Raw genomic sequence first — 24,358 nt, 5'->3', positions numbered from 1 at the left:
CCTATGAAAACATTAAATTTATTCGGATTATTAATAGCCGGTGCCTGTACATTACAAGCCTGCCACAGCCCGGAAAGCCGTGCGGGCAGTGGTGATTCTGCGATGAAGGATTCCAGCAAAACTGATACAGCAGGTGGTGCAGTACCAATGGGCTCATCTCCTGAACAGGGTGACAGTAGCAATGCAGGCGGAATGGCCACAAAAACAGGTGATGTAACCAATCAATCGAAGGTTGATGGTGACGAAGCTACCTTCATGACCAAGGCCGCAATTGGCGGAATGATGGAAGTGGATGCAGGAAAAATGGCATTAAAATCTACAAATCCTAAGGTGAAAGCATTTGCTGCACAAATGGTGGCAGATCATTCCAAAGCCAATGCAGAATTAAAGGCATTGGCACTGAATAAAAAAATCATCCTTCCTGCTGAATACCCTGCAGAGGAGAAAGCACACCTGGAAGCAATGAAAAATATGAAAGGTGCGGATTTTGATAAACACTATATCGACATGATGGTTACTGACCACGACAAAACGATTGCGCTGTTTAAAACCGGTTCGCAGGCACAGGATAAAGCGGTGAAAGATTTTGCCAATAAAACTATTCCCGTAATTACAGGACATTTTGAAAAAGCGAAAGCCATACAGGCCGGGCTGAAATAATTTTTAGACCGGAGGCCACACATCCTGGCCTCCGGTTTTTATAGCTTAAACCTGCCCGGTATCTTAAGCCTGGGCGACAGACCTACTCAGGTCTTTTGCAATAAACTTTAACTTCTCTTCCGCATTTAATAGCTGCTGCTGCAGTTCCTGCGCTGCAGGGCCTGTGCTGAATTTCAGTTCCGGGATCATGTTCCTGTAATAGCTGATGCCATTGAACAACTGCTCCGTGAACTTCTCAAAGTATTTCGTCTTTTTAGCATTCAGGTCGTGTAACTGCGCATTCAGGTCTTTTTTCAGGTAGTCCACGTATAGATTCAGCTCATTGATGAACAGGTTGGGACGGTTGATCTTAAAGCTGATCGCTTCCCTTCCGTAAATATGGTTTACCATTTCCTTCAGCGAGTAAGTCTTTGAAAAATAAGCCAGGTTTGGACCGGGGCAGATACTTACCGCTTTATTTTCCCTCGGTTTCAGTATGTTATTCTTCAGGTAGGCAGAAGCGCACAGTCCTTCGCATAAACAGATCTTTTCGGTGATCGCCTCAAACTTTTCGCGGAAGGCTGCAGGCTCCGTTTCGGTTGCTTCCAGTTCCTTTATCTTCAGGTTTTGATATGCTCTCGATGCGGTGCAGATTGGCAGTGCCGTGAACTCTGTATTGGTAGACAACAGCTTTTTCTTGCAGGGGCTTCCTGGTCTGCCTTTTTCAATGCGCTGTAAGCGCTGTGTTTCCATGGTACTTTTTTTGAAGTTGTTGTAAAGAACACCCAGCGGAGAAGAATTGCTTACATAATAGTCTTCAGTACTTGCCGCAGCCAGCGCATCCAGTGTGTCTTTGTCAACATTGGTCACTTCAGGGACCAGTAGAAATGGGCTTCCCCATCCGGCGGCATCCAGCTGGTAATAGTTCATCAGAAAACGGTGTTCCTCGGCAGTTCCTATTCCGCCCTGTGCGGTGATCATCAACGCTGGCCTGCTGCCCGGAAGGATGTTTTTCGCTTCCAGGGCCGCATGATAAATGGCATACAGCTCATTGGACAGTTCTGTTCTTTTTTGTTTGAATTCTTCCAGGATCGGGCCCAGCAGCAGGCCTTCTGTGGCAAAGGCATGCCCGCCGCAGTTCAATCCGGATTCTACCCTGAATTCAGTTACCCATAAGCCTCTTTTAGCCAGTATTTTTGCCTGTATCAGGGCCGACCTGAAGTCGCTCACTTTGAGGATGATCTGCTTCCTGATCAAACCTGTTACATCCGGATAAAAGTCTTTACAGGTCTCCATGTAGGAATACAGGCGCGGGTTCAGGCCTGCAGAAATCACTACGGATGAGCGTAATGTGCTGTTTGCAAATCCCCTCATTGCTGCTACTGCATCAGTATAATCGTTGCCCAGGTTTTCTTTGTCAGCGTTATAGTTTGCTTTGTCTACTTTCGACATGATGTTGACATCAATATGGCCTGGCGTCATTTGCCAGCGCAGTTCCTTTTGCAGGACTTCCTTCTCTTCGTCTTCTTCCATCTGCATCATATGCCTGTAGATCATCTTTGGCCTCGAATGTTCAGGAAGCAGTTCAAAGTAAGTGTGGATATCATTGCCTTTAGCAAAACTTTCCGTTTTGATGCGGCTGACCTGCTGGTCTACCAGCAGATTGACCAGGTTAAGATAGGCGGTGATCCTCCTGGCCCGTCCGTCCTGTTCTTCTTTTTGTATAGGCTGATATACAAGCCCGTTCTCTGCTGCATGAAACTTTCTCATGCGCTCACACAGCTCGTCATCAGTAATAGAGAGAACTGAAGAGATACCATATCTGGCAACTTTTAAAGGGGTATCGATCGAGTAGCCTAATCCCAAAACTGGAATGTGAAAGGTATGGTTCATGCGATTTTGGTTTATCTGTAGGCTAGCAAAATAGCGCAGAAATCACAACTTAAAATATGACAGGCATCACTTTTTATGATGATCTCTATCTGGCTGAAACATGACCACGATCATGGCTGAAGCCTGGCATAGCCCGCATATTTGTATCAATCAAAACATTATATCATGGCAACTTTAGTATTAACAAACCACCCTACAATCTCTTTATGGACAAAATACATCACCTTTGCCGATGGTCAGAAAGAAAATCGGTTAGCCTGGTTCCTGGTTTCCCTTATTTTGCACGCCACAGTGCTTGTACCCCTCACATTCATTCTGGTGTATTCATTGGGAGGTTACGTGATCCCATGTCTGGCAACCAGTATGGTCATTTTTTTTGCCAACATCGTAGCTAATATGAGCGGCGCAAACACAAGATCCACTATTTTTCTTTTCGGTTTAAGCCTGTTGGTACATTGCCTGATCCTGATCATTACAGTAGCTGGTATTTAGCTATATTTGCCAAAAAGGCGATCAATGGAAAACGCGAGATTATTACATGCAATTATTGAGACGGCAATAGATGGTATCATTACCATTGACAGCAGGGGCAAGATGGAAAGTATTAATCCTGCGGCACTTAAACTTTTTGGTTATACTGCAGAAGAGGTAATGGGGCATAATATCTCCATGCTGATGCCCGAGCCTGAGCAGTCTGCACATGACCATTACCTGGAACATTATCAGCAGACCAGGGAAAAACATATCATTGGTAAAGGCAGGGAAGTGAAAGGCCTCAGAAAAGATGGCTCTACATTTCCCTTTCGACTGGCAGTGAGTGAAGTACAATACCAGGACAGAAAGATCTATACCGGCTTTATCCACGACCTTTCCAGGGAAAAAGAGGCTGAAGAACGTTTAAGGGATTATGCCGCCGAACTGGAAAACCTGGTGGAGGAGCGCACCAAATCCTTAAAGAAAACGGTTACCGCACTCCGCGAAGCCAAGGAAGAAGTGAGCCTCTCGCTGGAAAAGGAAAAGGAGCTGAACCAAATGAAGAGCCGGTTCGTATCGATGGCCTCACATGAGTTCCGCACCCCCCTGAGTTCTGTACAGCTGTCTGCTTCTCTCATCGAAAAATATGCTGAGCCTTATGAAAATCCGCAGATTGCAAAACATGTACATAAGATAAAAAATGCAGTTGGCAACCTGACGACTATACTGAATGATTTCCTTTCCCTGGAAAGACTGGAAGCCGGCAGGGTAGAGCCTGCATTTCATGAGTTCGACCTCGTGAAACTTGCCGAGGAGATTACTGAAGAAATGCAGATGATCGCCAAGCAGGACCAGAATATCATCTACCAGCATACAGGATTGCAAAGCGTGGTCATGCTGGACCAGAACCTGCTGAAGAACTGTATGATCAACCTGATCAACAATGCGATCAAATATTCCGGGGAAAATACTTTTATCGAGTTCAATACCGAGATCAATGAGCGGCAATGTATCGTGACGATCAAGGATAATGGCATCGGCATCCCTGATACCGACCAGAAACACCTGTTCCAGCCATTTTTCAGGGCCCATAATACCGGCAGTATCCCGGGGACAGGACTGGGGTTGAACATAGTGCTCCGTTATGCGGGTTTAATGAACGGCGAAGTGCAGTTTGAAAGTAAAATCAATAAGGGTACTACATTTATTCTTTCTTTTAATAAATAAACAGCTATGAAGAAACAGCGTATACTGGTGATTGAAGACAATGACGATATCAGGGAAAGTATAGCCGAGATACTCGATCTGGCCGATTATGAGGTCTTTCAGGCCAATAACGGAAAAACAGGGGTGGAACTGGCTAATGCAAATTTGCCCGATCTTATTCTTTGCGATATCATGATGCCGGAACTGGACGGGTACGGGGTACTGTACCTGCTGAATAAAAATCCGGCTACCACTGCAACTCCCTTCATCTTTCTGACCGCCAAGGCGGAAAGGATGGACATGCGTAAGGGCATGGAAATGGGTGCCGACGATTACCTGGTGAAACCCTTTGATGATGTAGAGCTGCTGAATGCTATTGAAAGCAGGCTGAATAAAAAACAAAAGCAGGAAAAATTCTATAGCAAATCCATTGCACAGCTCACACATCTGGCGGCGGGAAATGCGGGAATTAAGGAACTGGATAAGATGATCCTGGAGCGGAAGGTGCGCAGCATCAAGAAGAAACAGATCATTTATTATGAAGGCGATATGGTTTCGGGAATTTACCTGGTGCTGAGCGGAAAGGTGAAAACCATTAAGCTGAGCGAGGATGGAAGAGAACTGCTGACAGGCATGTACGGCCCTGATGAATACTTCGGCATCCCCGCACTGCTGCTCAACGAACCTTATACTGAAACGGCAGAAGCACTGGAAGATACAACGGTATGCCAGCTCCCTAAGGAGATGCTGGAAGAACTGCTGAACCGTTATCCGGATGTGGCAAGACAATTTATACACATCCTCTCCAATAATCTGCTGGATAAAGAAGAACAGCTGCTGCAGCTGGCCTATCACTCCGTACGGAAACGCATGGCCGAAGTACTGATCCGCCTCTGCAAGCTTGAGAAACAGGAAGGGCAGATCAGCCTGCGTATATCAAGAGATAACCTCGCTGCAATGGCCGGTATGGCAACGGAAACGGTAAGCCGCATCCTGAGTGATTTTAAGGATGAAGGGATCATTGAGCGGAAGGGAAGCCAGATCGGCATTCTGGACCATCCCAAACTGCAGCAAATGAAAAACTGATCAGGATCATATTTCTGGCTGACTAATCTCATTCCCCGGCCGGCACCATCCTGCTAACTTTGATCATTAACAAATCAATTGCGGATGAGAGTAGTAGCCTACAGTATAAAGTCTTTTGAAAAAGAGCCACTGGCGATAGCCAACCATAAGAAGCATGATATTACTTTAATATCAAATTCGCTGAGCAACGAAACTGTGAGTTATGCAGAGGGAAAGGAAGCGGTGATTGTATTTACAGATGACGATGTTACCGGTGCGGTGATCCATAAGCTGGCAGACCTTGGCGTAAAATATATCGCCACCCGGTCAACGGTTACCCTGCATATTGATCAGGATGCTGCAGCAAGCCGGGATATTAAAATTGCCAATGTGCCCGCAGCGGCGCTGTTAGCGGCTTCGGTAGAAGAACTGCCTCTTGCGCTTGCAAGAGAAACGATACTAAACCTCGATAAATGGCAGGAGAACCGTTGCCTGGGCTCTGCTTGTGTTTGTTCAGGAGCATGCGACCAGGTGAAGAAAGGAGCTCCGGATCATGAGCATTAAAGATCTCGTAGCCAGATATCATGTGGCAGCACCCCGCTATACCAGTTACCCTACCGTTCCTTACTGGGACAAAGAAGGGTTCGACGAAGAGCGATGGATCCGGGAGGTCCGCAGTTCGTTCAACCACAGCAATGCCACTGATGGCATCAGCTTATATATCCATTTACCTTTCTGTGAGAGCCTGTGTACCTATTGCGGCTGCAATACGCGTATCACGCGCAACCATGGGGTTGAACGGCCTTATATCGCGGCTGTACTGAAAGAGTGGGACACCTACCGGAAGATCTTCGGAGGGAAACCAGTGATCATGGAACTGCATCTGGGCGGGGGAACACCCACATTTTTTAACCCTGAGAACCTGGCCCTGCTGATCGGTGGTATACTTGCACCGGCATCCGTTCACCCCGAAGCAGAATTTAGTTTTGAAGCACATCCCGGAAATACGACGGCGGAACATCTGGTTACCCTGTACCGGCTGGGATTTAAACGGCTGAGCCTGGGAATCCAGGATTTTGATCCCAAGGTACAGCTGGTGATCAACAGGATCCAGAGCGTTGAAGAGGTTGCCCGGGTAACCGAAGAGGCACGTGCGACAGGCTATAACTCTGTCAGCTACGACCTCATCTATGGCTTGCCCTTGCAGGATGCCGAAGGGCTTTCTGCAACGATCAGCGCTGTTTTGGCACTGCGCCCTGACCGCATTGCATTTTATAGTTATGCCCATGTGCCATGGGTGAAACCCGGACAGCGCAGGTATACTGAAAAGGATCTTCCTGATGCCAGACAGAAACAGGAGCTCTATGAACTTGGGCGCGAGCTGTTGAAAAATGGAGGTTATACCGAGATCGGAATGGACCATTTTACATTGGAATCTGATAGTTTATACACCGCTGAAAAAGAAGGCAGGCTGCACCGTAATTTTATGGGCTATACCCATCAGTACAGCAAGCTGATGATTGGTCTGGGCGTTTCTTCCATCAGCGACAGCTGGACAGCCTTTGCACAAAATGTAAAAAAGGTGGAAGAGTACCTGGAGCTGGTAAATGCAGGGGAACTTCCTGTTTTTAAAGGACATATCCTTACCGGGGAAGACCTGGTGCTCAGAAGGCATATCCTGAACCTGATGTGTAAAGGGGAGACCTCGTGGTTTCTGCCCGAGGAACGGAACGAAGCTTTTCTGGAGGGCCTGGAGCGGATGAAACTGATTGCTGATGACGGGCTGGTCATTCTTGAAGACCATCAGCTCCGTGTCACTTTATTGGGCAAAAGATTTCTGCGGAATATCTGCATGGCGCTGGATTCCAGGTTATGGGCCAATCAACCGCAAACGCAGTTGTTCAGTATGGCCGGCTGATACACAGAAGAGCAGAAGCATACAAGCCCCGTTTTACCGGCAATCCGCAATGGTGCCGGCAGCAGCGGGGCTTAAATATGGAATGTTGAGTCCCAGTCCCCGCAGAATAAACCAAACGCCCAGAAAAACCATGAAATAGGGTACGATCCTGTTGATCTTTCTCCTGAAGATAGCAGTAGTAAAACCTGCACTGACCCCGGCGAGGAACATCAGTGGAAGGGTACCCAGCCCATACCAGAACATATAACTCACAGCAGAATTTACTGTCCCCGTATTTAAGGCTCCCGCAAGGGCAAGGTATACAAAACCACAGGGCAAAAAGCCATTGATGATCCCGATGATCAGGTGGTTTGCCTTGTGTTTGAGGGCATATCCAAAGGCTTTGTTAAAAGGTTTGATAAAAATAGAATCTGGATTGCTGACAGAGAATTTAAACAATCTTGAGGCAGCTGCGCTGAGGATCAGCATCCCGCTCAGGATACTTACTCCCTGTTGTATGCCAGCGAGCCATATCTGCTTTCCTACCAGGCCGGTCAGCACCCCCAATAGACAATATGAAATGATCCTGCCGGCCTGGTAACTCAGTTTGTTGAATACCAGGAATCCCCATCCGCTTCGCATGGAAGGAACTGCAAAAGCCAGCGGGCCGCACATGCCTACACAATGTAGGCTACCCAGTAGGCCGATCATGAAGGCGAGGTTTTGATAACTCATGACAATTGATTGATTACCCCTTATAAAGTGATTTCCTGTTCGTACATATAACTTTTCTCATCGCTGACCCACTCTATGATCAGTCTCCATGACCCTTTTTTAAGGTTCCTGGCAGGAATGATCAGCTGACGGTTGATGTTACTTTCAAATGGGATGGTCTTGTCCAGCTCTTTATCGGATGTGCGCATCAGCCTCGCTGTTCCTTTGGCATTGTGCACAAACTTAACAATGATCATCTCCTGATTTGCGGATACTTCCGGCCTGGCATGGTCGGTATTCGTTTGTTCTTTGCGGTTGTATACCTTGTTGTAATTGATGCCTTTCTCGTAATAGTCGTTATCAACCAGCGCATCCTTTTTGCTGTTGAACATGATGAGTCCTAATACGACGATAAAGATCATAAACGTGGCCAGTCCCAGTACTATTTTTGTTCCCCAATTCATAATTTAGTCGTTAGCAGGTGCAATAAATGTAGTTTCAAAATGAGCGGTCTGTTTGCCGCCGGATATTAATTTAAAGCCGATGGCCGATTTATACTGACGGATGGAAGCCTGTGGCAGGATCACAAAAAATGTGATCTTTATACTGCCGCCAACGGCCAGGCGGTCTTCCTTTTGGATGTACTGGATCTTCGCCAGGGGGTTATCCGGTACGATAGCAAAACGCAGCGGGCGGGTGGTTTTATTGACCAGTTCGGCATTGTACAGGTTACTCACCGTATGCTCCTTATCGCGCAGCTGATACTGTGTTCCTCCTGCCCTGAGGATGGTGGTCTCTACATCGCTCCGGCTGACCAGCAAATAGGCTAGTGTGCCCATCAGGAGCAGCAGCACTGCTGCATACCCGTAGATCCGTTTGTTCAGTATAAAAGATTTTTTTGCCAGAATCTCATCTTCAGACTTAAACCCGATAAGCCTTGTTGGGCGTTGAATTTTCTCCATGACCATGTCACAGGCATCAATGCAGGCGGTACAATTGACGCATTCCATTTGGGTGCCGTTCCTGATGTCAATACCGGTAGGGCATACCTGTACGCATAAGCCGCAATCGATGCAGTCGCCCGTAAGCTGTTCCTGTGCTTTAATCCTTTTCCCCCTGGGTTCGCCACGGTTGTAGTCATACGCCACAATGATACTCTGATTATCCAGCAGTACTCCTTGCAGGCGCCCGTAAGGACAGGCCACCGTACAAACCAGCTCCCTCATTTTAGAAAATACCAGGTAGAAAACGAAAGTAAAAACACAGATGGAAATGAATCCGGACAGGTGCATCGACACAGGTTCCCCCACAATTGCAAGTAATCCGCCGCTGCCAATCAGGTAGGACAGGAAGATGTTGGCGATCAGGAAGGATACGAGCAGGTAAAGGCTGTGTTTCAGGGTTTTCTTCCAGAATTTCTCGAAATCCAGGGCTTGCTCATCCAGTTTCTTCCGTTTGGCAGGTTCGCCCTCTATCCAGGTTTCAATTCTTCGGAATACCATTTCCAGGAAGATCGTCTGAGGGCATACCCAGCCGCAGAAGACCCTGCCAAAAACTACGGTAAACAGCACCACAAAAACAATGAAGGTGAGCAGTGCCAGTACAAAAAGATAAAAATCCTGCGGCCAGAAGATCAGGCCAAAGAACACCAATTTTCGTTCCAGTACATTTAAGAGTACCACTTGCTCGCCATTGAGTTTAATGAATGGCGCAGCAAATAGTAAAATGAGAAAAAAATAGCTGACCACGGCGCGGTACTTATACAACTTACCCCTGATCAGCTTGGGGTACAGCCATTTTCTTTTTTTTCCATCATCAGTAACCGTACCGGTCTGGTCTCTGAAATGCGCAGGACTTTGTGACATTTTTATTCTTTGTTACCCTGTGGAGCTTTTGGGTCGGCAGGTTTCGTTCCTTGTATAGACAGCACGTAATTGGCAATGTCTGCGATCTGCCGGGCACTCATAGATTTCTCCCAGGAGATCATTCCTTTTTCAGGCACACCGTATTTGATGGTTTTAAATACGTCTTTTATTTTTCCGCCATGCAGCCAGTATTCATCTGTCAGGTTTGGCCCCACCAATCCCTGTCCCTGTTCACCATGACAAGGCGGGCAGCGGGTGGCAAATAAGGCCTGGCCATTTTTCAGTACTGCTGCATCTTTGCTCTGTACAATGTTATTTTCATTTACAGCACTTGCTGAATTCACCGGGTTAGACAGGAATGCAACTTTATCGTCGGCAGCTTTTTCTATTTCCGCAACATATTCCTCATCCTGTAACTTTCCATAATGAAATACATGGTAGTTCAGGAAATACCCGATCCCGAATATGATCGTACCGTAAAAAAGCACCATGAACCAGGCAGGAGTAGGATTGTTCAATTCCGAGATTCCGTCAAACTTGTGTTCCATGACCAGCGAGCCTTCTTCCTCCAGGGGTTTCAGCTGCATCAGTTTGGTCCAGATGGTAGGTTTCTTTTTCTCCAGTGCCCTGAGGGCTTCTGCTTCAAGCTTTCTGATCTCTCTTTCTTCAGGTGTAGCAAAGGGAACAGGATTAATGGTCTCTTTTACATAAAATTTGATCACTTTCAGCATGAGGATAGCTACGCCAAGTACCATGATGGAAGTGATAATCATCAGGACAATCACGATGTCTGCAGAGGTATTCCCTGTAGACCAGCTGTTGTTAACTACCTCTTTCATTGCCGTCGTCTTTTAATGGGAGTTCTTTCATATATTGGATATCTTCTTTTTTCATGGTCAGCAGCAGTACCGCCACGAGGATGAAAAATAACATGAAGACTCCGAGTGAGCTGAGCAGATACCCCTGGTTTCCGTCAGCATGATCTAAAAATTGCTTGAACATGTCTTGATTGGTTATATTATTTAGCTTTGATATCTGTTCCCAGGCGCTGGAGGTAGGCAATGATCGCTACGATCTCCCTGTCGCTTTTCACCTTTATGTTGTTCTGTTTCAGATCTGCCGCAATACTTTTCGCCTGTTTTTCCAATGCCGCATTTGCCAGCAGCTCGTAACCGGTTTCATAGGGTACACCCAGGGAACGCATGGCATTGATCTTTGAACGGGTGGTGGTAGTATCCAGCTGCTGGTTGATCAGCCATTCGTACGGAGGCATAATACTGCCGGGCGACATGGTCTGCGGGTCGAACAGGTGATTGTAATGCCAGGCATTGCCATACTTTCCGCCTTCGCGCTGCAGATCAGGGCCGGTACGTTTGGATCCCCAGAGAAAAGGGTGGTCGTAAACGAATTCACCTGCTTTACTGTATTCACCGTAACGTTCTGTTTCGGAACGGAACGGACGGATCATCTGCGAGTGGCAGTTCACACAGCCCTCCCTGATATACAGGTCGCGCCCCTGCAGTTCCAGCGGTGAATAAGGTTTTACGCTTGCAATGGTTGGAATGTTGGATTTGATGGTAAAGGTTGGCATCATCTCGATCATCCCCCCGATCAGGATCACGATCAGCGACAGCACCATGAAAAGCATAGGTTTGCGTTCCAGCACCCTGTGCCATTTTTTATCGGAACCCTCCGCCAGGTACACCTTTGGCAGTGGGCTGGCCTCTGCAGCTTCATTTGCTACCAGGCTACCGGAAGCCATTGTTTTGATCAGGTTATAGGCCATCACCAACACACCGGAAAGATATAATGCACCTCCTATCGCTCTCATCACATACATCGGGATGATCTGTCTGACAGTTTCCAGGAAGTTCGGGTATTTCAATAGTCCTTCCGGGGTAAATTCTTTCCACATCAGTCCCTGTGTGAAACCTGAAAAGTAAAGTGGCACTGCATAGAAGATAATTCCCAGGGTGCCTATCCAGAAATGGAAGGAAGCCAGTTTTACGGAATATAGAGTTGTGTTATAGATTCTTGGTATCAGCCAGTACAGGATAGCAAAGGTCAGGAATCCGTTCCAGCCCAGGGCACCTACGTGTACGTGTGCCACTATCCAGTCGGTATAGTGTGCGATGGCATTGATCTGTTTTAAGGCAAGCATTGGCCCTTCAAATGTGGCCATACCGTAACAGGTGATCCCCACTACCATAAATTTCAGCCTTGGATCCTCTCTTACTTTATCCCAGGCCCCGCGCAGCGTAAGCAGGCCGTTGATCATACCGCCCCAGCTTGGTGCGATCAGCATGATTGAGAAAGCTACCCCTAAAGATTGTGCCCAGGTTGGCAGCGAGGTATACAACAGGTGATGGGGGCCTGCCCAGATATAGATGAAAATGAGCGACCAGAAATGAAGGATACTCAATTTATAGGAATATACCGGGCGATCTGCCATTTTTGGCAGGTAGTAATACATCATCCCGAGGTAGGGTGTGGTCAGGAAAAATGCTACGGCATTATGGCCATACCACCATTGTACCAGTGCATCCTGTACACCGGCGTACAGGTAATAGCTTTTAAAGGCCGAGATGGGCAATTCCATTGAATTTACAATATGCAGCACGGCTACGGTAACAAACGTTGCGATGTAGAACCAGATGGCCACATACATATGTTTTTCCCTTCTTTTAATGATCGTACCAAACATATTGATACCAAACACTACCCATATGACTGTGATGGCGATGTCTATCGGCCATTCCATCTCGGCATATTCATGCGAGGTGGTGAAACCCAGCGGAAGGGTGATTGCTGTAGCCACAATAATCAGCTGCCAGCCCCAGAAATGAATATTGCTGAGGACGTCGCTGAACATCCTTGCTTTAAGGAGCCGCTGCAAGGAGTAATAGACGCCCATGAAGATGGCGTTACCTACAAAGGCAAAGATGACTGCATTGGTATGTAACGGCCGGATACGTCCGAATGTAGTGTACTGGTTGCCCATATTCAATGCAGGTTTGAAGAGCTGCATGGCAATCAGCAGTCCCACCGTCATTCCTACTATTCCCCAGACAATAGTGGCGATAGCGAAATTTCTGACGGTCTTGTTATCGTAATAAAATTTTTCAGTCATGAGAAAAATGAGTAATGTTTATGGTGGTAAAATTAGGGGCTGGCATCAAGTAGGGATGTGATGCCAGCTATGGATGTGGATGATCTTCATCACTTTTTTTTTCATCTGCCGGAGGGGCGTCATCATCAAACAGTATCCGTATACCCGGCGTGTAGAGATCGTCGTTCTGGCCGGACCGGCTTGCCCAGAAAAAGGCCAGCAGGAAGACAAGGGCCAGCAGAATACTGAATCCGATCAGCATGTATATGATGTTCATAATAAGTTGTTTTTATGTGCATAGAGCCTTGCAGCAAGACTGGTGAATAAAATAATGGTCACGGTGCTCAGGGGCATGAGAATAGCTGCAATCAGGGGCGACAATATTCCCTGAACGGCAAAGAACAGTCCGACTGCATTATAGGTGAGCGAGATGGCAAAGCTCATGTGGATTACTTTTACCGCGTCCTTTGCCTGGCGGATGAACTGTGGGATCTTCTCGAAAGCCGCTCCGTCCAGTATGGCGTCGCAACCCGGAGAAAAATTATTGATATCGTCCGTTACAGCAATTCCTATATTACTTTGTTTGAGTGCACCCGCATCATTGAGGCCGTCTCCCAGCATCATAATTTTGGTATTGCCCTTTTGCTGAAGGCCCAGGATATAGTCCAGCTTATTCTGCGGGCTTTGCCGGAAATGTAACTGCTGCATTCTCGGAAAAAATGGGGTTAACAGCTCCCTGTCGTGATCCTGATCGCCGGAGAGCAGGTGCAGGTCCTGATCCTGGCCCAGTTTGATGGCCGTTTGTTTAAATCCGGTTCTCCAGCGTTGCTCTGAACGGAAATAACCACAATAACGGTCGTCAATCAAGATATGTACAACGCTTCCCTTATCCTGTGCCGTTAAGCCCAGGTACGCGGCACTGCCCATCTTTATACTGTGCCCGTTTACCGTGCCACTGATTCCCCGGCCAACTTTTTCCATGAAGTTATCCACCGGATAAAGTGGGGCGAGGTTAAGGGATTTCACCAGTTCCCTGCTCATCGGATGACCGGAGTTTCTGGCCAGGTCATTGATGAGCTGCTGTTCTTCAATGCTCAGTCCGCCTGTAAATTCAAAACCTTTGGCCGTTGGGTTAGTGATGGTCCCTGTCTTATCAAAAACGATGGTATTGATCCTCGCCATTTCTTCAATGACGGCGGTATTTTTCAGATAGAATTTATTTTTATCGAAAATGCTGAGCACGGCTGTCAGGGTAAAGGGTGAACTGAGTGCAAGCGCACAGGGGCAGGCGATGATCAACACGGCGGTAAAAGAAGCTATTGCCCTGTTCAGGTCCGTATTTACCCAGAATAATCCTGCTGAAAGTGCGATCAGCAGCAATACAATACTGAAATATTTACTGGCTTTGTCGCTGAAAGTTTTGATCGGATCCTTTTGCCCGGCGAAGGTTTCGTTGTTCCATAATTTGGTGAGGTAACTTTGTGAAACGGGTTTGATCACTTCCAGTTCGATGGCACCATTCAGTTGTCGTCCACCTGCGTAGATAATTTCTCCCGGCACTTTAGCAACAGGTAAAGATTCTCCGGTGACAAAGCTAAAATCAAGTTTTGCTTCTCCTTTCAGTAAGATCGCATCTGCGGGGATGATCTCATTGCTGCGGATCAGGATCCTGTCGCCTGTTTTCAGTTCATCCAATGGCACGGGCTGTGTATTGCCTTTGGTGAGCCGGGTAACTGCCACGGGAAAATAGGAACGGTAATCACGTTCAAATGAAAGGTAATGGTAGGTTCGCTGCTGCATCCATTTTCCGATGAGGAGAAAGAATACCAGTGAACATAAGGTATCTATAAAGCCGGCGCCGGTATGGCTGATGATCTCTGCTGCGGAGCGGATGAACATGACGGCAATTCCCAAAGCCAGGGGAAAGTCGAGGTTGAGCACCCCATTCCTGAGATTTGTCCAGGCAGATATAAAATAGTCGCGCCCGCTGTATAACAGTACAGGTATGGCAAAAGCGAGGTTTACCCATCCAAAAAAGGATTGGAAACTATGTTCAAAACTACTGAGTCCGAAATAATCAGGAAAGCTGAGCAGCATCACATTGCCGAAGCAAAACCCTGCAACGGCAATTTTGCTGATCAGGTTGCGCTCTGAGTGATCAGACTGTTGTTTCTTGACTACATCCTGAAGGCTGATCTGCGGTTCGTAACCTACCGAAGCCAGCAGTTCTACTACCTTGCGCAGCGAGATCAGCTGATTTTTGAAAGTAATGCTGACCTGCTTTTTGGGGAAGTCGATACGTGAATTGGAAATGTCAGGATTAACCTTGTACAGGTTTTCCAGCAGCCAGATGCAGGAACTGCAGTGAACAGCCGGAATGAAAAGGGTAATCACTGTAGTCTGATCATCCATATAATCTACAAGTTCCGCTGCTATAGCCGGTTCATCGAGATAATCGAAATGCTCTGCAGCTTTTTTTTGTGAGGCTCCGGGAATATCATTGTAAGCATAGTAGCTGGTCAGGTTATGGCTGGAGAGAATAAGGTACACACTTTTACATCCGGCACAACAGAATTGTTTATCGTCTGAGGAAAATGGGACAGCCGGAAGACTGTCTCCGCAATGGTAACATAATGTATCAATGGCCAGGGTTATTTGCTCTTTCATCCTGCGTTTTTTTACCACAAAAATATATGGTATAACGCATTCATAAAATGATTGAAGAAATGTTAAAAGGTGACGGAGGTCATTATTTCTTTCGCGTTTTTGGGATATATTTCTTATTATTATATATTATTTGTTAATTTGTTAACATAAATATGTGTTGTTCGAAGCCAGTAAAGCTAAGAAGCCCTATAGTGCCGCTCCCTTATGATCATGAAAAACAGTATGAAGTCAAGCTGGGTAAGACTTACCGGCAATCCTGACACGCATAAATTAGAAGCCAGAATATTTCATATTACCTGCATCTTCACTATTCTTCTTTTTACCTGTAGCATATTTTTTAATTATCTTATAGGTTTATATTCGCTCTCCCTGCTGCTTATTCCATCTGTATTTGCGGCTTGCGGTTTGTATTACTTATCCAAGTTCAGGCATCAGCATAGTCTTGCCGTACTGGTCTTTTGTATCCTTGGTAATATCGTGTTCATTATATTTTTTCTGAACAATTCCGGGATTAACGGCCCAAGCCTGGTCATTTATGTGCTGTTCTTTTTCCTGGTCATGAGCATTGTGCCAGTCAACCAGCGTTTGATATGGGTAGGGGTAAATATCACTGTGGCAATTTTGCTGATTAGCTACCAGTACAGGTATCCTGAGGCCGTGCCCTTAAAACACAGGGATGGATTAAGCAGGTCTCTGGATTTTGCCTATGTCTATTTCTTTACGCTGCTTATTGTATATTTTATCATTACCAGTATCATCAACAGCTATAACAGGGAAAGAACACTGGCCGAAAACCGTGCAGAACTGCTGGAATTGTCCAACCAGTCGAAAAATAAATTGTTCTCGATACTGGCCCATGACCTGCGGTCTCCCCTAAATTCCATACAGAGCTTCCTGGAGCTTTCACTGGATGAACAGCTCAATGCAGACGAAAGAAAGATCATTCACTCGAGCCTGCTCAGGGAAACCCGGTATACCAGGCAAATGCTGGTCAATCTGCTTTCCTGGAGCAAGACCCAAATGGATGGGGTAACGGTGAACATGGTCAGGCTGGACCTCGAAGAAACACTGGAATCTACCATAATGATGCAGGCAAACCTGGCCGAAGAGAAAGGTATAGTGATCAATAACCTGATTTTGAAGGGCATTTATGTGATCGCTGACCATAATATGCTGGAGCTGGTGATCCGTAACCTGATCAACAATGCCATTAAGTTCACTGATGCTGACGGCGAGATCAATATCTGTTCCGAAGACCATGGAGAGGAATGCTGGATCAAGGTGCAGGACAATGGCGTGGGCATTACCGAAAAAAATGAACGGAATATTTTTTCGCTGCAGTCTGAGAGTACCTATGGTACGAATAACGAAAAAGGAGTTGGGCTGGGACTGGTGCTGTGTAAAGAATTCATCCTTTTGCAGCAGGGTAAGATATGGGTGGAAAGCATCTCAGGTATGGGAACAACCTTCTTTATCAGCTTAAAGCTGGCTAAAGACCTTAATCAGGCATTTATCTAATTTGAATTCAGCCGTTAATTGTACACCTTTGCAGCATTAAAAATATAGCGTACTATGGAAGATCAGAATGAGCTGTCGCGTTTCGGAAAAGACTTTAAGGAAAGGGTAGAAAATGCGCTCAATTGCCTAAAGGATGGCAAGGGCGTATTGGTGGTGGATGACGAAAGCAGGGAAAATGAAGGGGACCTGATCTTCCCGGCAGCAACAATGACTGTAGAGAATATGGCGTTAATGATCCGGACCTGCAGCGGCATTGTTTGCCTCTGCCTTACTCCTGACAGGGCAGATCTGCTGGATCTGCCGCCGATGGTGCATGTGAACACGAGTAAATACCATACGCCTTTTACAGTTACCATTGAAGCCAAAGAAGGTGTAACTACAGGCGTTTCTGCGGCTGACAGGATACACACGATCAGGACTGCCGTTGCCGACCAGGCCAAACCGGAACACCTGTCCAGACCAGGGCATGTTTTTCCGCTGAGGGCAAATGCCGATGGGGTATTTGGAAGACGCGGCCATACCGAAGGCAGCATCGATCTGATGGTACTTGCAGGATTAAAACCTGTTGCGGTATTGTGTGAATTGACAAATGAAGACGGCACAATGGCACGTTTGCCTGAGATCACGGTTTTTGCCGGAGAACAGCGCAGTACGGTAGTTTCTATTGAAGATATCTTCCAGTACAGGTTATCACTGCAGGAATAATTACTGTAAAAGCTGTTGTATAAGCACTCGCATTTTAACTGCTGCTATACAACCTTCATCAGTTCTTCCATAAACAAGACGGCTGACCGTTTCCGGTAAACTCCCTGCTGCCAGAGGATAGATGCCTGCCGGTACAGTTCTTTTCCGGAAATTGGCACCGCAACCAGCCCGTCCCAGGTACTGATCGCTTTCTCATTGATGATAGTTACCCAGTTACCGGCTTCTACCATGGAAAGCAGGGAATGGACATCATTGATCTCAATCTTTATAGTTGGGGAGATCCGGTTCTTTTTAAAGATCTCATTGAGCACATCCCGCGAACTGTAGCCGTTACTCTGTAAGATAAGATCGGTTTTACCGATTTCCTTTAAGCTGATTTTGGGGAGTTTTGCGAGCGGGTTATTTTTTGACACTACCATCATCACCCTTGAAGAAAACAGATGCTGCATCTCCAGTCCGTCACCCTCTGTCTGTTCATGAAAGGCAAGAACAATATCCAGGTCTGCCACCCTGAGCTTATTCTCCAGTTCCAGCGCTGCCCCAGATTCTACGTGAATGGTTATTCCGGGATATTTTTCCGAAAACGGGGTGAGGGCCGGCAGGAGCAGGGAGCTGAAGGAATAGGTAACCCCGATCTTGAGTTCTCCGTTCAACATGTTGGCATATTCAAATAATGCCTGCTTGGATTTCTTGATATCCAGGATGATCTTTTGTGCATGGATCAGGAAAACATGGCCCGCTTCTGTAAGGCGAACCTGCTTGCCTATCCTGTCAAACAGGAGCGTGCCCAGTTCCCCTTCCAGCTGTTTGATCTGCTGTGAAAGTGTGGATTGCGTTACGAATGATGCCGCCGCCGCATCGGTAAAGTGTAGCAGCTCTGCCGCTTTGATGAAATAATTGAGTTGCCTGATCTCCATAACCGATCGTTAAAACTAATCAAAATCATTAAAACAATCAATTTTATAAATAGATTCCTATTGCCGAAATTTGTTGGTGTAACACACACACTAACAATGACAGTTTTCAGATCCCTCAAATCACGGAATTTCAAACTCTTTTTTTATGGACAGTCTATCTCCCTGATCGGGACCTGGATGCAGAAGACAGCGGTAAGCTGGTTGGTTTATCAGATCACGGGATCTGCGTTGCTGTTGGGCGTGGTTGGTTTTGTGAGCCTGATCCCCTCCCTGATTTTATCCCCCTATGCAGGAAGCCTGGTAGACAGGCAGGACCGTTACCGTATCATGGTGATCACACAGGTGGTATCCATGATCCAGGCAGGGGCACTGGCAGGGATGATCTTTTTTGGATACAACAATATCATCTTTATCATCGGTTTAAGCCTTTTACAGGGGATTATCAATGCTTTTGACGTGACCTGCAGGCAATCGCTGATGGTAGAAATGGTAGATGATAAAAATGATCTTCCGAATGCAATAGCCCTGAATTCCACCATGACGAATTTTGCACGTATCGCCGGGCCTGCAGTGGCGGGGATCATCCTGAGCACCTTTGGAACAGATGTTTGTTTTATCGGGAACTTTCTCAGTTATATCCCTGTACTGATCTGTCTTTTTATGATGAATTTACATACCCCGGTTATTGAAAAACCGCTGAAAAGCATCTGGGCTGAACTCCATGAAGGATTTAAATATGTATCAGGCGATAAAGAACTGAGCAGCGTAATTATGATGATCGGTATCAGCAGCCTTTTTGTAATGCCATTCAATACGCTGATGCCAATTTTTGCCAAGGATCTTTTTCACGGTGATGCAAAGACGTTCAGCTGGTTTGAAAGCGCTGCGGGCTTAGGCTCTATCGTGAGCGCTATTTACCTGGCGAATTTAAAGAACAGCGATACGCTGATGAAGCTGATCATGATTGCCGGAGGGGTACTGGGGTTTAGTTTATTGCTGTTATCCTACTCACCGCAACTCCCAATTGCCTTACTGTTCATGACACTGGCCGGGGTAGGTATGATGGGACAAAGTTCAGCGATCAATACCTACATCCAAACTCATGCTATTCCTGAAATGAGGGGCAGGGCAATCAGTTATTATATCATGGCCTACCAGGGGCTGATCCCGGTGGGTAGTTTGCTGATCGGATGGCTGGCCAATTTAATGGGCCCCAGACCTGCAGTTCTGATCGAGGGGCTGATCGGTTTAACCGCCACCTGCCTGTTTGTGTATTACAAAAGCAGGGAAGTGGCAGTTAAAACAGCGTAAATTATACCTTCAGTCCTGCGAACATGCTGAAGAGGATAATGAACAATACGATAGAGGTAATTACTATATAGAGCCTGTCTTTCTCAATGATGAAGGATACCAGGGAGAAAAATATCCGGATGATCGGCGTAGCGATCAGGATAAGCACGCCAAGCTGAATAATCTCAGAGGCGCTGCCCTGTGCCAAGCCCTTCAGGATGCCGGTAAGGCTCGTATATCCGGCAGGTTCTCCATTAAATGTAGTGTAATTCGGAGTGCCTGAACCCTGCTGGTACAGATACCATATCCCACCGATGATCGCTATGCTGCCTGAGATCAGTACCCCGTACCGTAATACCTGGCCAATCAGCTGTTCCATATCGTAATCGTTCATTTTTTTATTTTCTTTCGTAGTCATCTTGTTTAGAATTTATGGTTAAAACCATTGTAGATCATATTCAGGGCAATGAGCGTGATGGCAATGCTGAAGATCAGTTTGAGTGAATTGACATTGATCTTCATCAGCAGTTTGGAGCCTGTAAATGCCCCGGCGAGTACGCCAATGATCACAGGGAACGCAATTCCCGGATCGATATATCCCCTTTGCAGGTACACCACTGCACTGGCTGCAGCCGTTACGCCTACCATGAAGTTACTGGTGGTGGTGCTTACCCTGAACGGAACTTTCATTGCGGTATCCATGGCCAGTACCTTTAAGGCGCCCGAACCTATGCCCAGCAATCCCGAAAGTATGCCTGCAATGGTCATGATAGAAAATCCTGCACCAACATTATTGAGTTTATACGCTATAGGGCCGTTTTTTGACGGATAACTGCTATTTAACTTTAGTGTGTATGATAATTTGCTGCCTACAGTTAATGCGGCTTCACTTTTCTTTCTGAGTGTCATGGCTGCTGAAAAGATCAGCATCACACCAAATAAGATGGCCACGATATTCACAGGGGTATAAATGGCAAGTATAGCCCCCATCACCGCACCGGCAGTTGTTGCAATTTCAAGGAACATCCCCAAACGAACATTGGTAATTCCTTCCTTTACATAGGCGCTTGCGGAGCCGGAAGAAGTGGCAATAGAGGCCACGAGTGCCGCCCCGATGGCATAGCGGATATCAACATGGAAAAACAGGGTGAGTAACGGGATGATCACTACGCCGCCTCCAAGGCCGGTGAGCGAGCCGGCAAGTCCTGCAAGATAGGCGCCCAGTAATAAGATCAGGGTAAAAGTAAAGATGGTCATCATGATATTAATAATTGTTGTGTAATATACTTGTTAAAAATTGTTCTGCCGATTTTTGGTCCTGATCCGTTATGGCGTCGACAAGTTTTTCGTGCGATTCCTGGCTTCGGCTGAAATGATCGATATTTTCCTCCCGCTTAGAGAAGAAATCACGCAGCACCAGGCTGAAATTCTCATAGAGATCTGACAATACCTGGTTTCCGGATGCCTTTGCAATACTGATGTGAAAAGCAACGTCAGCATCGGCACATTTTTTTTGCTGTCCTGCCTCGATTGCATTTTTCCGCTGCTGCAGCAATGCCTGCATCTTTTCCAGATCGGCTTCCGTCCGGTTGCTGCAGGCAAGTTTTACCATTTCTTTTTCAAGTATCAGACGGACAGTATTTACTTCATCAAAATCCGCCCGCTTTAAGCGCTGGCTCAGTGATTCGTCTTTAATCTTTGAGGCTACATAGGTTCCGGATCCCTGCTGCACTTTTAGGATACCGGAGATGGCGAGCGTTTTGATGGCCTCCCTGATGGTTGAACGGCCAACCTGGTAAATTTCCATAAGTTCCGGTTCTGCAGGTATCTTCCCGCCCTTTTTGAGCTTCCCGGCGGCGATATCTTTTTTTATCGCGATGATGACCTGATCTGAAAGTTTCATTTTTTATTTGTTTTAAACGTCAGATGTTTAATGATGTTTATGATAGTTAAACATCTGATGTTTCAAAGATGTATTTTATATTTAAACATCTGATGTTTCTATGGAGAATGTGACAATATCATGAGATTCTTTTTTTAATAATTTTCTTTTTACAAGATATAATTTATACGTTTACAAAAAACTTTAGGGGTGCCTTGTGCTGAGATATACCCTTTGAACCTGATGCAGTTAGTACTGCCGAAGGGAAAAGTAAGACAACTTTGCGGTTGTCTTTTCATCCCCCCGTTACAGGTCATTTCCTATCGTTTTAAAAAAACAATAAGATGGAAATTACCGTAAACAATCAACCCTTCAAGCTTAGTGCCCCTTCATCTGTAGCCCAGTTATTGTCTGCTGTTTTACAGGTCCCGGGAACCGGAATTGCAATAGCCGTCAATCAGGCTATCGTTTCAAAATCTGACTGGGCCGATCATCTTCTTCAGCCGGGCGACCAGGTTGTGCTCATCAAAGCCACCCAGGGCGGCTGATCTCTGAACATAAAGAACAATTTATCATACGTGAAAAAGAGCACCAGAGCTCATCACAATTAAAAAATATGTACTCATGAAAACAGAAAAAACTCCGAATGACGAGGTGATCAGCAGGACGCCCTTTCCGGCCTCCCGAAAAATCTTTGTAAAAGGCCGGCTTCATGATATTGAAGTTGCCATGCGTGAAATCAGCCTCAGTGAAACAAAGATCCATAACGGATTTGGCCACACTGAGAAAAATCCGCCGGTAACGATATATGATACCAGCGGCCCGTATACCGATCCGGATGTGCTGATCGATGTAAAAGCAGGCCTGCCCAGGATCAGGGAAAAATGGATCGCAGGCAGGGGTGATGTGGAAAAGCTGGACCAGATCTCTTCAGAATATGGTACAACGCGGCTCAGCGACCCATCGCTTGATCATTTGCGTTTTGCCTTTCAGCATCAGCCCTACCGCGCCAGGGCAGGGAGCAACGTGAGCCAGATGCATTATGCAAAAAAAGGCATCATCACTGCTGAAATGGAATATATTGCCATCAGGGAAAACCAGAGGATAGACCTGGTGAACGCACAGCTTGGTGAGCAGGCCGCAACGATGAACCATCAGCATAAAGGACATAGTTTTGGCGCCAATACCCCGCAGGGATATATTACCCCGGAATTCGTACGGCAGGAAGTGGCGGCAGGCAGAGCAGTTATTCCATCAAACATCAATCACCCGGAATCAGAACCGATGATCATTGGCAGAAACTTCCTGGTAAAGATCAACGCCAATATAGGCAACTCGGCGGTGACTTCAAGCATAGAAGAGGAAGTGGAAAAGGCGGTTTGGGCATGCCGCTGGGGTGCAGATACGATCATGGACCTCTCTACAGGTAAAAACATCCATGAAACGCGTGAATGGATCATCCGCAATTCTCCCGTGCCCATCGGTACGGTGCCGATATACCAGGCGCTGGAAAAAGTAAATGGTAAGGCTGAAGACCTGACATGGGAGCTGTTCAGGGATACCCTGATCGAACAGGCCGAACAAGGCGTGGATTACTTTACGATCCACGCTGGTGTGCTGCTGCGGTATATTCCCCTAACGGCAAAACGTGTGACAGGCATAGTTTCCAGGGGCGGATCTATCATGGCCAAATGGTGCCTTGCACATCACCAGGAAAGTTTCCTCTATACCCATTTCGAAGAGATCTGCGAGATCATGAAAGCCTATGATGTAGCCTTTTCACTGGGAGACGGCCTGCGGCCGGGCTGTATTGCCGATGCCAACGATGAAGCACAGTTTGCCGAACTGGAAACACTGGGGGAACTCACAAAGATTGCCTGGAAACATGACGTGCAAACGATTATTGAGGGACCCGGACACGTGCCGATGCACCTGATCAAAGCAAACATGGAAAAACAGCTGGAACATTGTTCCGAGGCACCGTTTTATACCTTAGGGCCGCTGACTACAGACATCGCCCCTGGATATGACCATATCACTTCCGCCATCGGTGCTGCAATGATCGGCTGGTTCGGAACGGCAATGCTCTGTTATGTAACGCCCAAAGAACACCTCGGCCTGCCCAATAAAAAAGATGTCAAAGATGGGGTGATCACCTACAAGATCGCTGCACATGCGGCAGATCTGGCCAAAGGGCATCCCGGGGCGCAGTACCGCGACAATGCACTGAGTAAAGCCAGGTTTGAATTCAGGTGGGAAGACCAGTTTAACCTTTCCCTCGATCCGGATACGGCCAAAGAATTCCACGATGAAACCCTGCCGGCAGACGGAGCGAAGATTGCCCATTTCTGTTCGATGTGCGGACCCAATTTCTGTTCGATGAAGATCACCCAGGATGTGAGGGAGTATGCGGCAAAACAGGGTGTGGACGAAGAGGCCGCACTGGCAAAAGGAATGCAGGATAAATCACGCGAGTTCACCGAAAGGGGAAGCGAAATTTATCTGTAGTTAAGGGGG

The 24,358-nt window shown here is 46.7% G+C and carries 24 protein-coding genes and 1 riboswitch; of the genes, 11 read left to right on the top strand and 13 right to left on the bottom strand.

The genetic code is table 11. From position 1 onward, the window contains the following. Window positions 1–3 precede the first annotated feature (3 nt). Complete coding sequence (locus BLW16_RS02560; RefSeq protein WP_175470459.1) at window positions 4–660, top strand: DUF4142 domain-containing protein; 657 nt, start codon at window positions 4–6, stop codon at window positions 658–660. A 63-nt stretch (window positions 661–723) separates the two neighbouring features. On the opposite strand, the gene BLW16_RS02555 is transcribed toward BLW16_RS02560, so the two are convergent. Next, window positions 724–2,532, bottom strand: a complete 1,809-nt coding sequence (locus tag BLW16_RS02555) for a hypothetical protein (RefSeq protein ID WP_090554855.1) — start codon at window positions 2,530–2,532, stop codon at window positions 724–726. A gap of 165 nt (window positions 2,533–2,697) precedes the next feature. Here BLW16_RS02555 and BLW16_RS02550 point away from each other — a divergent pair, with 165 nt between their 5' ends. From BLW16_RS02550 to hemN, 5 genes are all read left to right on the top strand, one after another. Beyond that, the gene (locus tag BLW16_RS02550) at window positions 2,698–3,024 is read left to right on the top strand and encodes a hypothetical protein (protein ID WP_090554853.1); all 327 of its coding nucleotides are present in this window, start codon (window positions 2,698–2,700) and stop codon (window positions 3,022–3,024) included. A gap of 24 nt (window positions 3,025–3,048) precedes the next feature. Further along, window positions 3,049–4,233, top strand: a complete 1,185-nt coding sequence (locus BLW16_RS02545) for a PAS domain-containing sensor histidine kinase (RefSeq protein ID WP_090554852.1) — start codon at window positions 3,049–3,051, stop codon at window positions 4,231–4,233. A 6-nt stretch (window positions 4,234–4,239) separates the two neighbouring features. Further along, window positions 4,240–5,298: a response regulator gene (locus tag BLW16_RS02540; RefSeq protein WP_090554850.1), complete on the top strand. Its 1,059-nt coding sequence runs from the start codon at window positions 4,240–4,242 to the stop codon at window positions 5,296–5,298. Between the two features lie 84 nt (window positions 5,299–5,382). Then, complete coding sequence (locus tag BLW16_RS02535) at window positions 5,383–5,841, top strand: Rossmann-fold NAD(P)-binding domain-containing protein (RefSeq protein ID WP_090554848.1); 459 nt, start codon at window positions 5,383–5,385, stop codon at window positions 5,839–5,841. Next, window positions 5,831–7,195 carry an oxygen-independent coproporphyrinogen III oxidase gene (hemN, locus tag BLW16_RS02530; protein ID WP_090554846.1) on the top strand — a complete coding sequence of 455 codons (1,365 nt, stop codon included), beginning with the start codon at window positions 5,831–5,833 and terminating at the stop codon, window positions 7,193–7,195. The genes BLW16_RS02535 and hemN overlap by 11 nt, the downstream gene beginning before the upstream one ends. A gap of 33 nt (window positions 7,196–7,228) precedes the next feature. Here hemN and BLW16_RS02525 read toward each other — a convergent pair whose 3' ends face one another. The 8 genes from BLW16_RS02525 to BLW16_RS02490 all read right to left on the bottom strand — a co-directional run bounded on the left by BLW16_RS02525 (window position 7,229) and on the right by BLW16_RS02490 (window position 15,529). After that, entirely contained in the window at window positions 7,229–7,909 is a 681-nt protein-coding gene (locus BLW16_RS02525) for a sulfite exporter TauE/SafE family protein (protein WP_090554844.1), read from the bottom strand. A 20-nt stretch (window positions 7,910–7,929) separates the two neighbouring features. Next, window positions 7,930–8,352, bottom strand: coding sequence for a FixH family protein (locus tag BLW16_RS02520; protein WP_090554842.1), 423 nt, complete (start codon window positions 8,350–8,352; stop codon window positions 7,930–7,932). A 3-nt stretch (window positions 8,353–8,355) separates the two neighbouring features. Further along, a complete protein-coding gene (gene ccoG, locus BLW16_RS02515; protein WP_090554840.1) occupies window positions 8,356–9,753 on the bottom strand; it encodes a cytochrome c oxidase accessory protein CcoG in 1,398 nt (465 codons plus the stop codon). Window positions 9,754–9,755: 2 nt separating this feature from the next. Then, window positions 9,756–10,592 carry a cbb3-type cytochrome c oxidase N-terminal domain-containing protein gene (locus BLW16_RS02510; RefSeq protein WP_090554838.1) on the bottom strand — a complete coding sequence of 279 codons (837 nt, stop codon included), beginning with the start codon at window positions 10,590–10,592 and terminating at the stop codon, window positions 9,756–9,758. Next, window positions 10,576–10,755 (bottom strand): hypothetical protein, encoded by a 180-nt coding sequence (locus BLW16_RS02505; protein ID WP_090554836.1) that lies wholly within the window; start codon window positions 10,753–10,755, stop codon window positions 10,576–10,578. Before BLW16_RS02505 ends, BLW16_RS02510 begins: the two co-directional genes overlap by 17 nt. A gap of 16 nt (window positions 10,756–10,771) precedes the next feature. Then, window positions 10,772–12,883, bottom strand: a complete 2,112-nt coding sequence (gene ccoN, locus BLW16_RS02500) for a cytochrome-c oxidase, cbb3-type subunit I (protein ID WP_090554834.1) — start codon at window positions 12,881–12,883, stop codon at window positions 10,772–10,774. A gap of 67 nt (window positions 12,884–12,950) precedes the next feature. Further along, window positions 12,951–13,139, bottom strand: a complete 189-nt coding sequence (gene ccoS / locus BLW16_RS02495) for a cbb3-type cytochrome oxidase assembly protein CcoS (RefSeq protein ID WP_090554832.1) — start codon at window positions 13,137–13,139, stop codon at window positions 12,951–12,953. Beyond that, entirely contained in the window at window positions 13,136–15,529 is a 2,394-nt protein-coding gene (locus tag BLW16_RS02490; protein WP_090554830.1) for a heavy metal translocating P-type ATPase, read from the bottom strand. The genes ccoS and BLW16_RS02490 overlap by 4 nt, the downstream gene beginning before the upstream one ends. Before the next feature lie 222 nt (window positions 15,530–15,751). Here BLW16_RS02490 and BLW16_RS02485 point away from each other — a divergent pair, with 222 nt between their 5' ends. Next, complete coding sequence (locus tag BLW16_RS02485) at window positions 15,752–17,047, top strand: sensor histidine kinase (RefSeq protein ID WP_175470458.1); 1,296 nt, start codon at window positions 15,752–15,754, stop codon at window positions 17,045–17,047. A gap of 54 nt (window positions 17,048–17,101) precedes the next feature. After that, window positions 17,102–17,752, top strand: a complete 651-nt coding sequence (gene ribB / locus BLW16_RS02480; RefSeq protein WP_090554825.1) for a 3,4-dihydroxy-2-butanone-4-phosphate synthase — start codon at window positions 17,102–17,104, stop codon at window positions 17,750–17,752. A 44-nt stretch (window positions 17,753–17,796) separates the two neighbouring features. On the opposite strand, the gene BLW16_RS02475 is transcribed toward ribB, so the two are convergent. Continuing rightward, window positions 17,797–18,669, bottom strand: a complete 873-nt coding sequence (locus BLW16_RS02475) for a LysR substrate-binding domain-containing protein (protein ID WP_090554823.1) — start codon at window positions 18,667–18,669, stop codon at window positions 17,797–17,799. A gap of 96 nt (window positions 18,670–18,765) precedes the next feature. Between BLW16_RS02475 and BLW16_RS02470 the strand changes: the two genes are divergently transcribed. Further along, window positions 18,766–19,980 carry an MFS transporter gene (locus tag BLW16_RS02470; RefSeq protein ID WP_090554821.1) on the top strand — a complete coding sequence of 405 codons (1,215 nt, stop codon included), beginning with the start codon at window positions 18,766–18,768 and terminating at the stop codon, window positions 19,978–19,980. Between the two features lies 1 nt (window position 19,981). Here BLW16_RS02470 and BLW16_RS02465 read toward each other — a convergent pair whose 3' ends face one another. From BLW16_RS02465 to BLW16_RS02455, 3 genes are read right to left on the bottom strand one after another with little or no spacing between them, the layout of a single operon-like run. Next, window positions 19,982–20,377 (bottom strand): DUF1634 domain-containing protein, encoded by a 396-nt coding sequence (locus BLW16_RS02465; RefSeq protein ID WP_090554820.1) that lies wholly within the window; start codon window positions 20,375–20,377, stop codon window positions 19,982–19,984. 5 nt (window positions 20,378–20,382) lie between these two features. After that, window positions 20,383–21,216 carry a sulfite exporter TauE/SafE family protein gene (locus BLW16_RS02460; RefSeq protein WP_090554817.1) on the bottom strand — a complete coding sequence of 278 codons (834 nt, stop codon included), beginning with the start codon at window positions 21,214–21,216 and terminating at the stop codon, window positions 20,383–20,385. A gap of 7 nt (window positions 21,217–21,223) precedes the next feature. Further along, window positions 21,224–21,862, bottom strand: coding sequence for a FadR/GntR family transcriptional regulator (locus BLW16_RS02455; RefSeq protein ID WP_090554814.1), 639 nt, complete (start codon window positions 21,860–21,862; stop codon window positions 21,224–21,226). Window positions 21,863–22,037: 175 nt separating this feature from the next. Beyond that, a riboswitch (TPP riboswitch) is annotated at window positions 22,038–22,125 on the top strand. Window positions 22,126–22,185: 60 nt separating this feature from the next. Between BLW16_RS02455 and thiS the strand changes: the two genes are divergently transcribed. Together thiS and thiC are read left to right on the top strand one after the other, a co-directional pair. Continuing rightward, entirely contained in the window at window positions 22,186–22,389 is a 204-nt protein-coding gene (thiS, locus tag BLW16_RS02450) for a sulfur carrier protein ThiS (protein WP_090554811.1), read from the top strand. 76 nt (window positions 22,390–22,465) lie between these two features. After that, entirely contained in the window at window positions 22,466–24,349 is a 1,884-nt protein-coding gene (gene thiC, locus BLW16_RS02445; RefSeq protein WP_090554809.1) for a phosphomethylpyrimidine synthase ThiC, read from the top strand. Window positions 24,350–24,358: the final 9 nt, after the last annotated feature.

Source organism: Pedobacter hartonius, from assembly GCF_900107535.1.
Taxonomy (GTDB): domain Bacteria; phylum Bacteroidota; class Bacteroidia; order Sphingobacteriales; family Sphingobacteriaceae; genus Pedobacter; species Pedobacter hartonius.
Note: the sequence above shows the minus strand (reverse complement) of the source record. Positions and strands in the feature narration are given on the sequence as shown.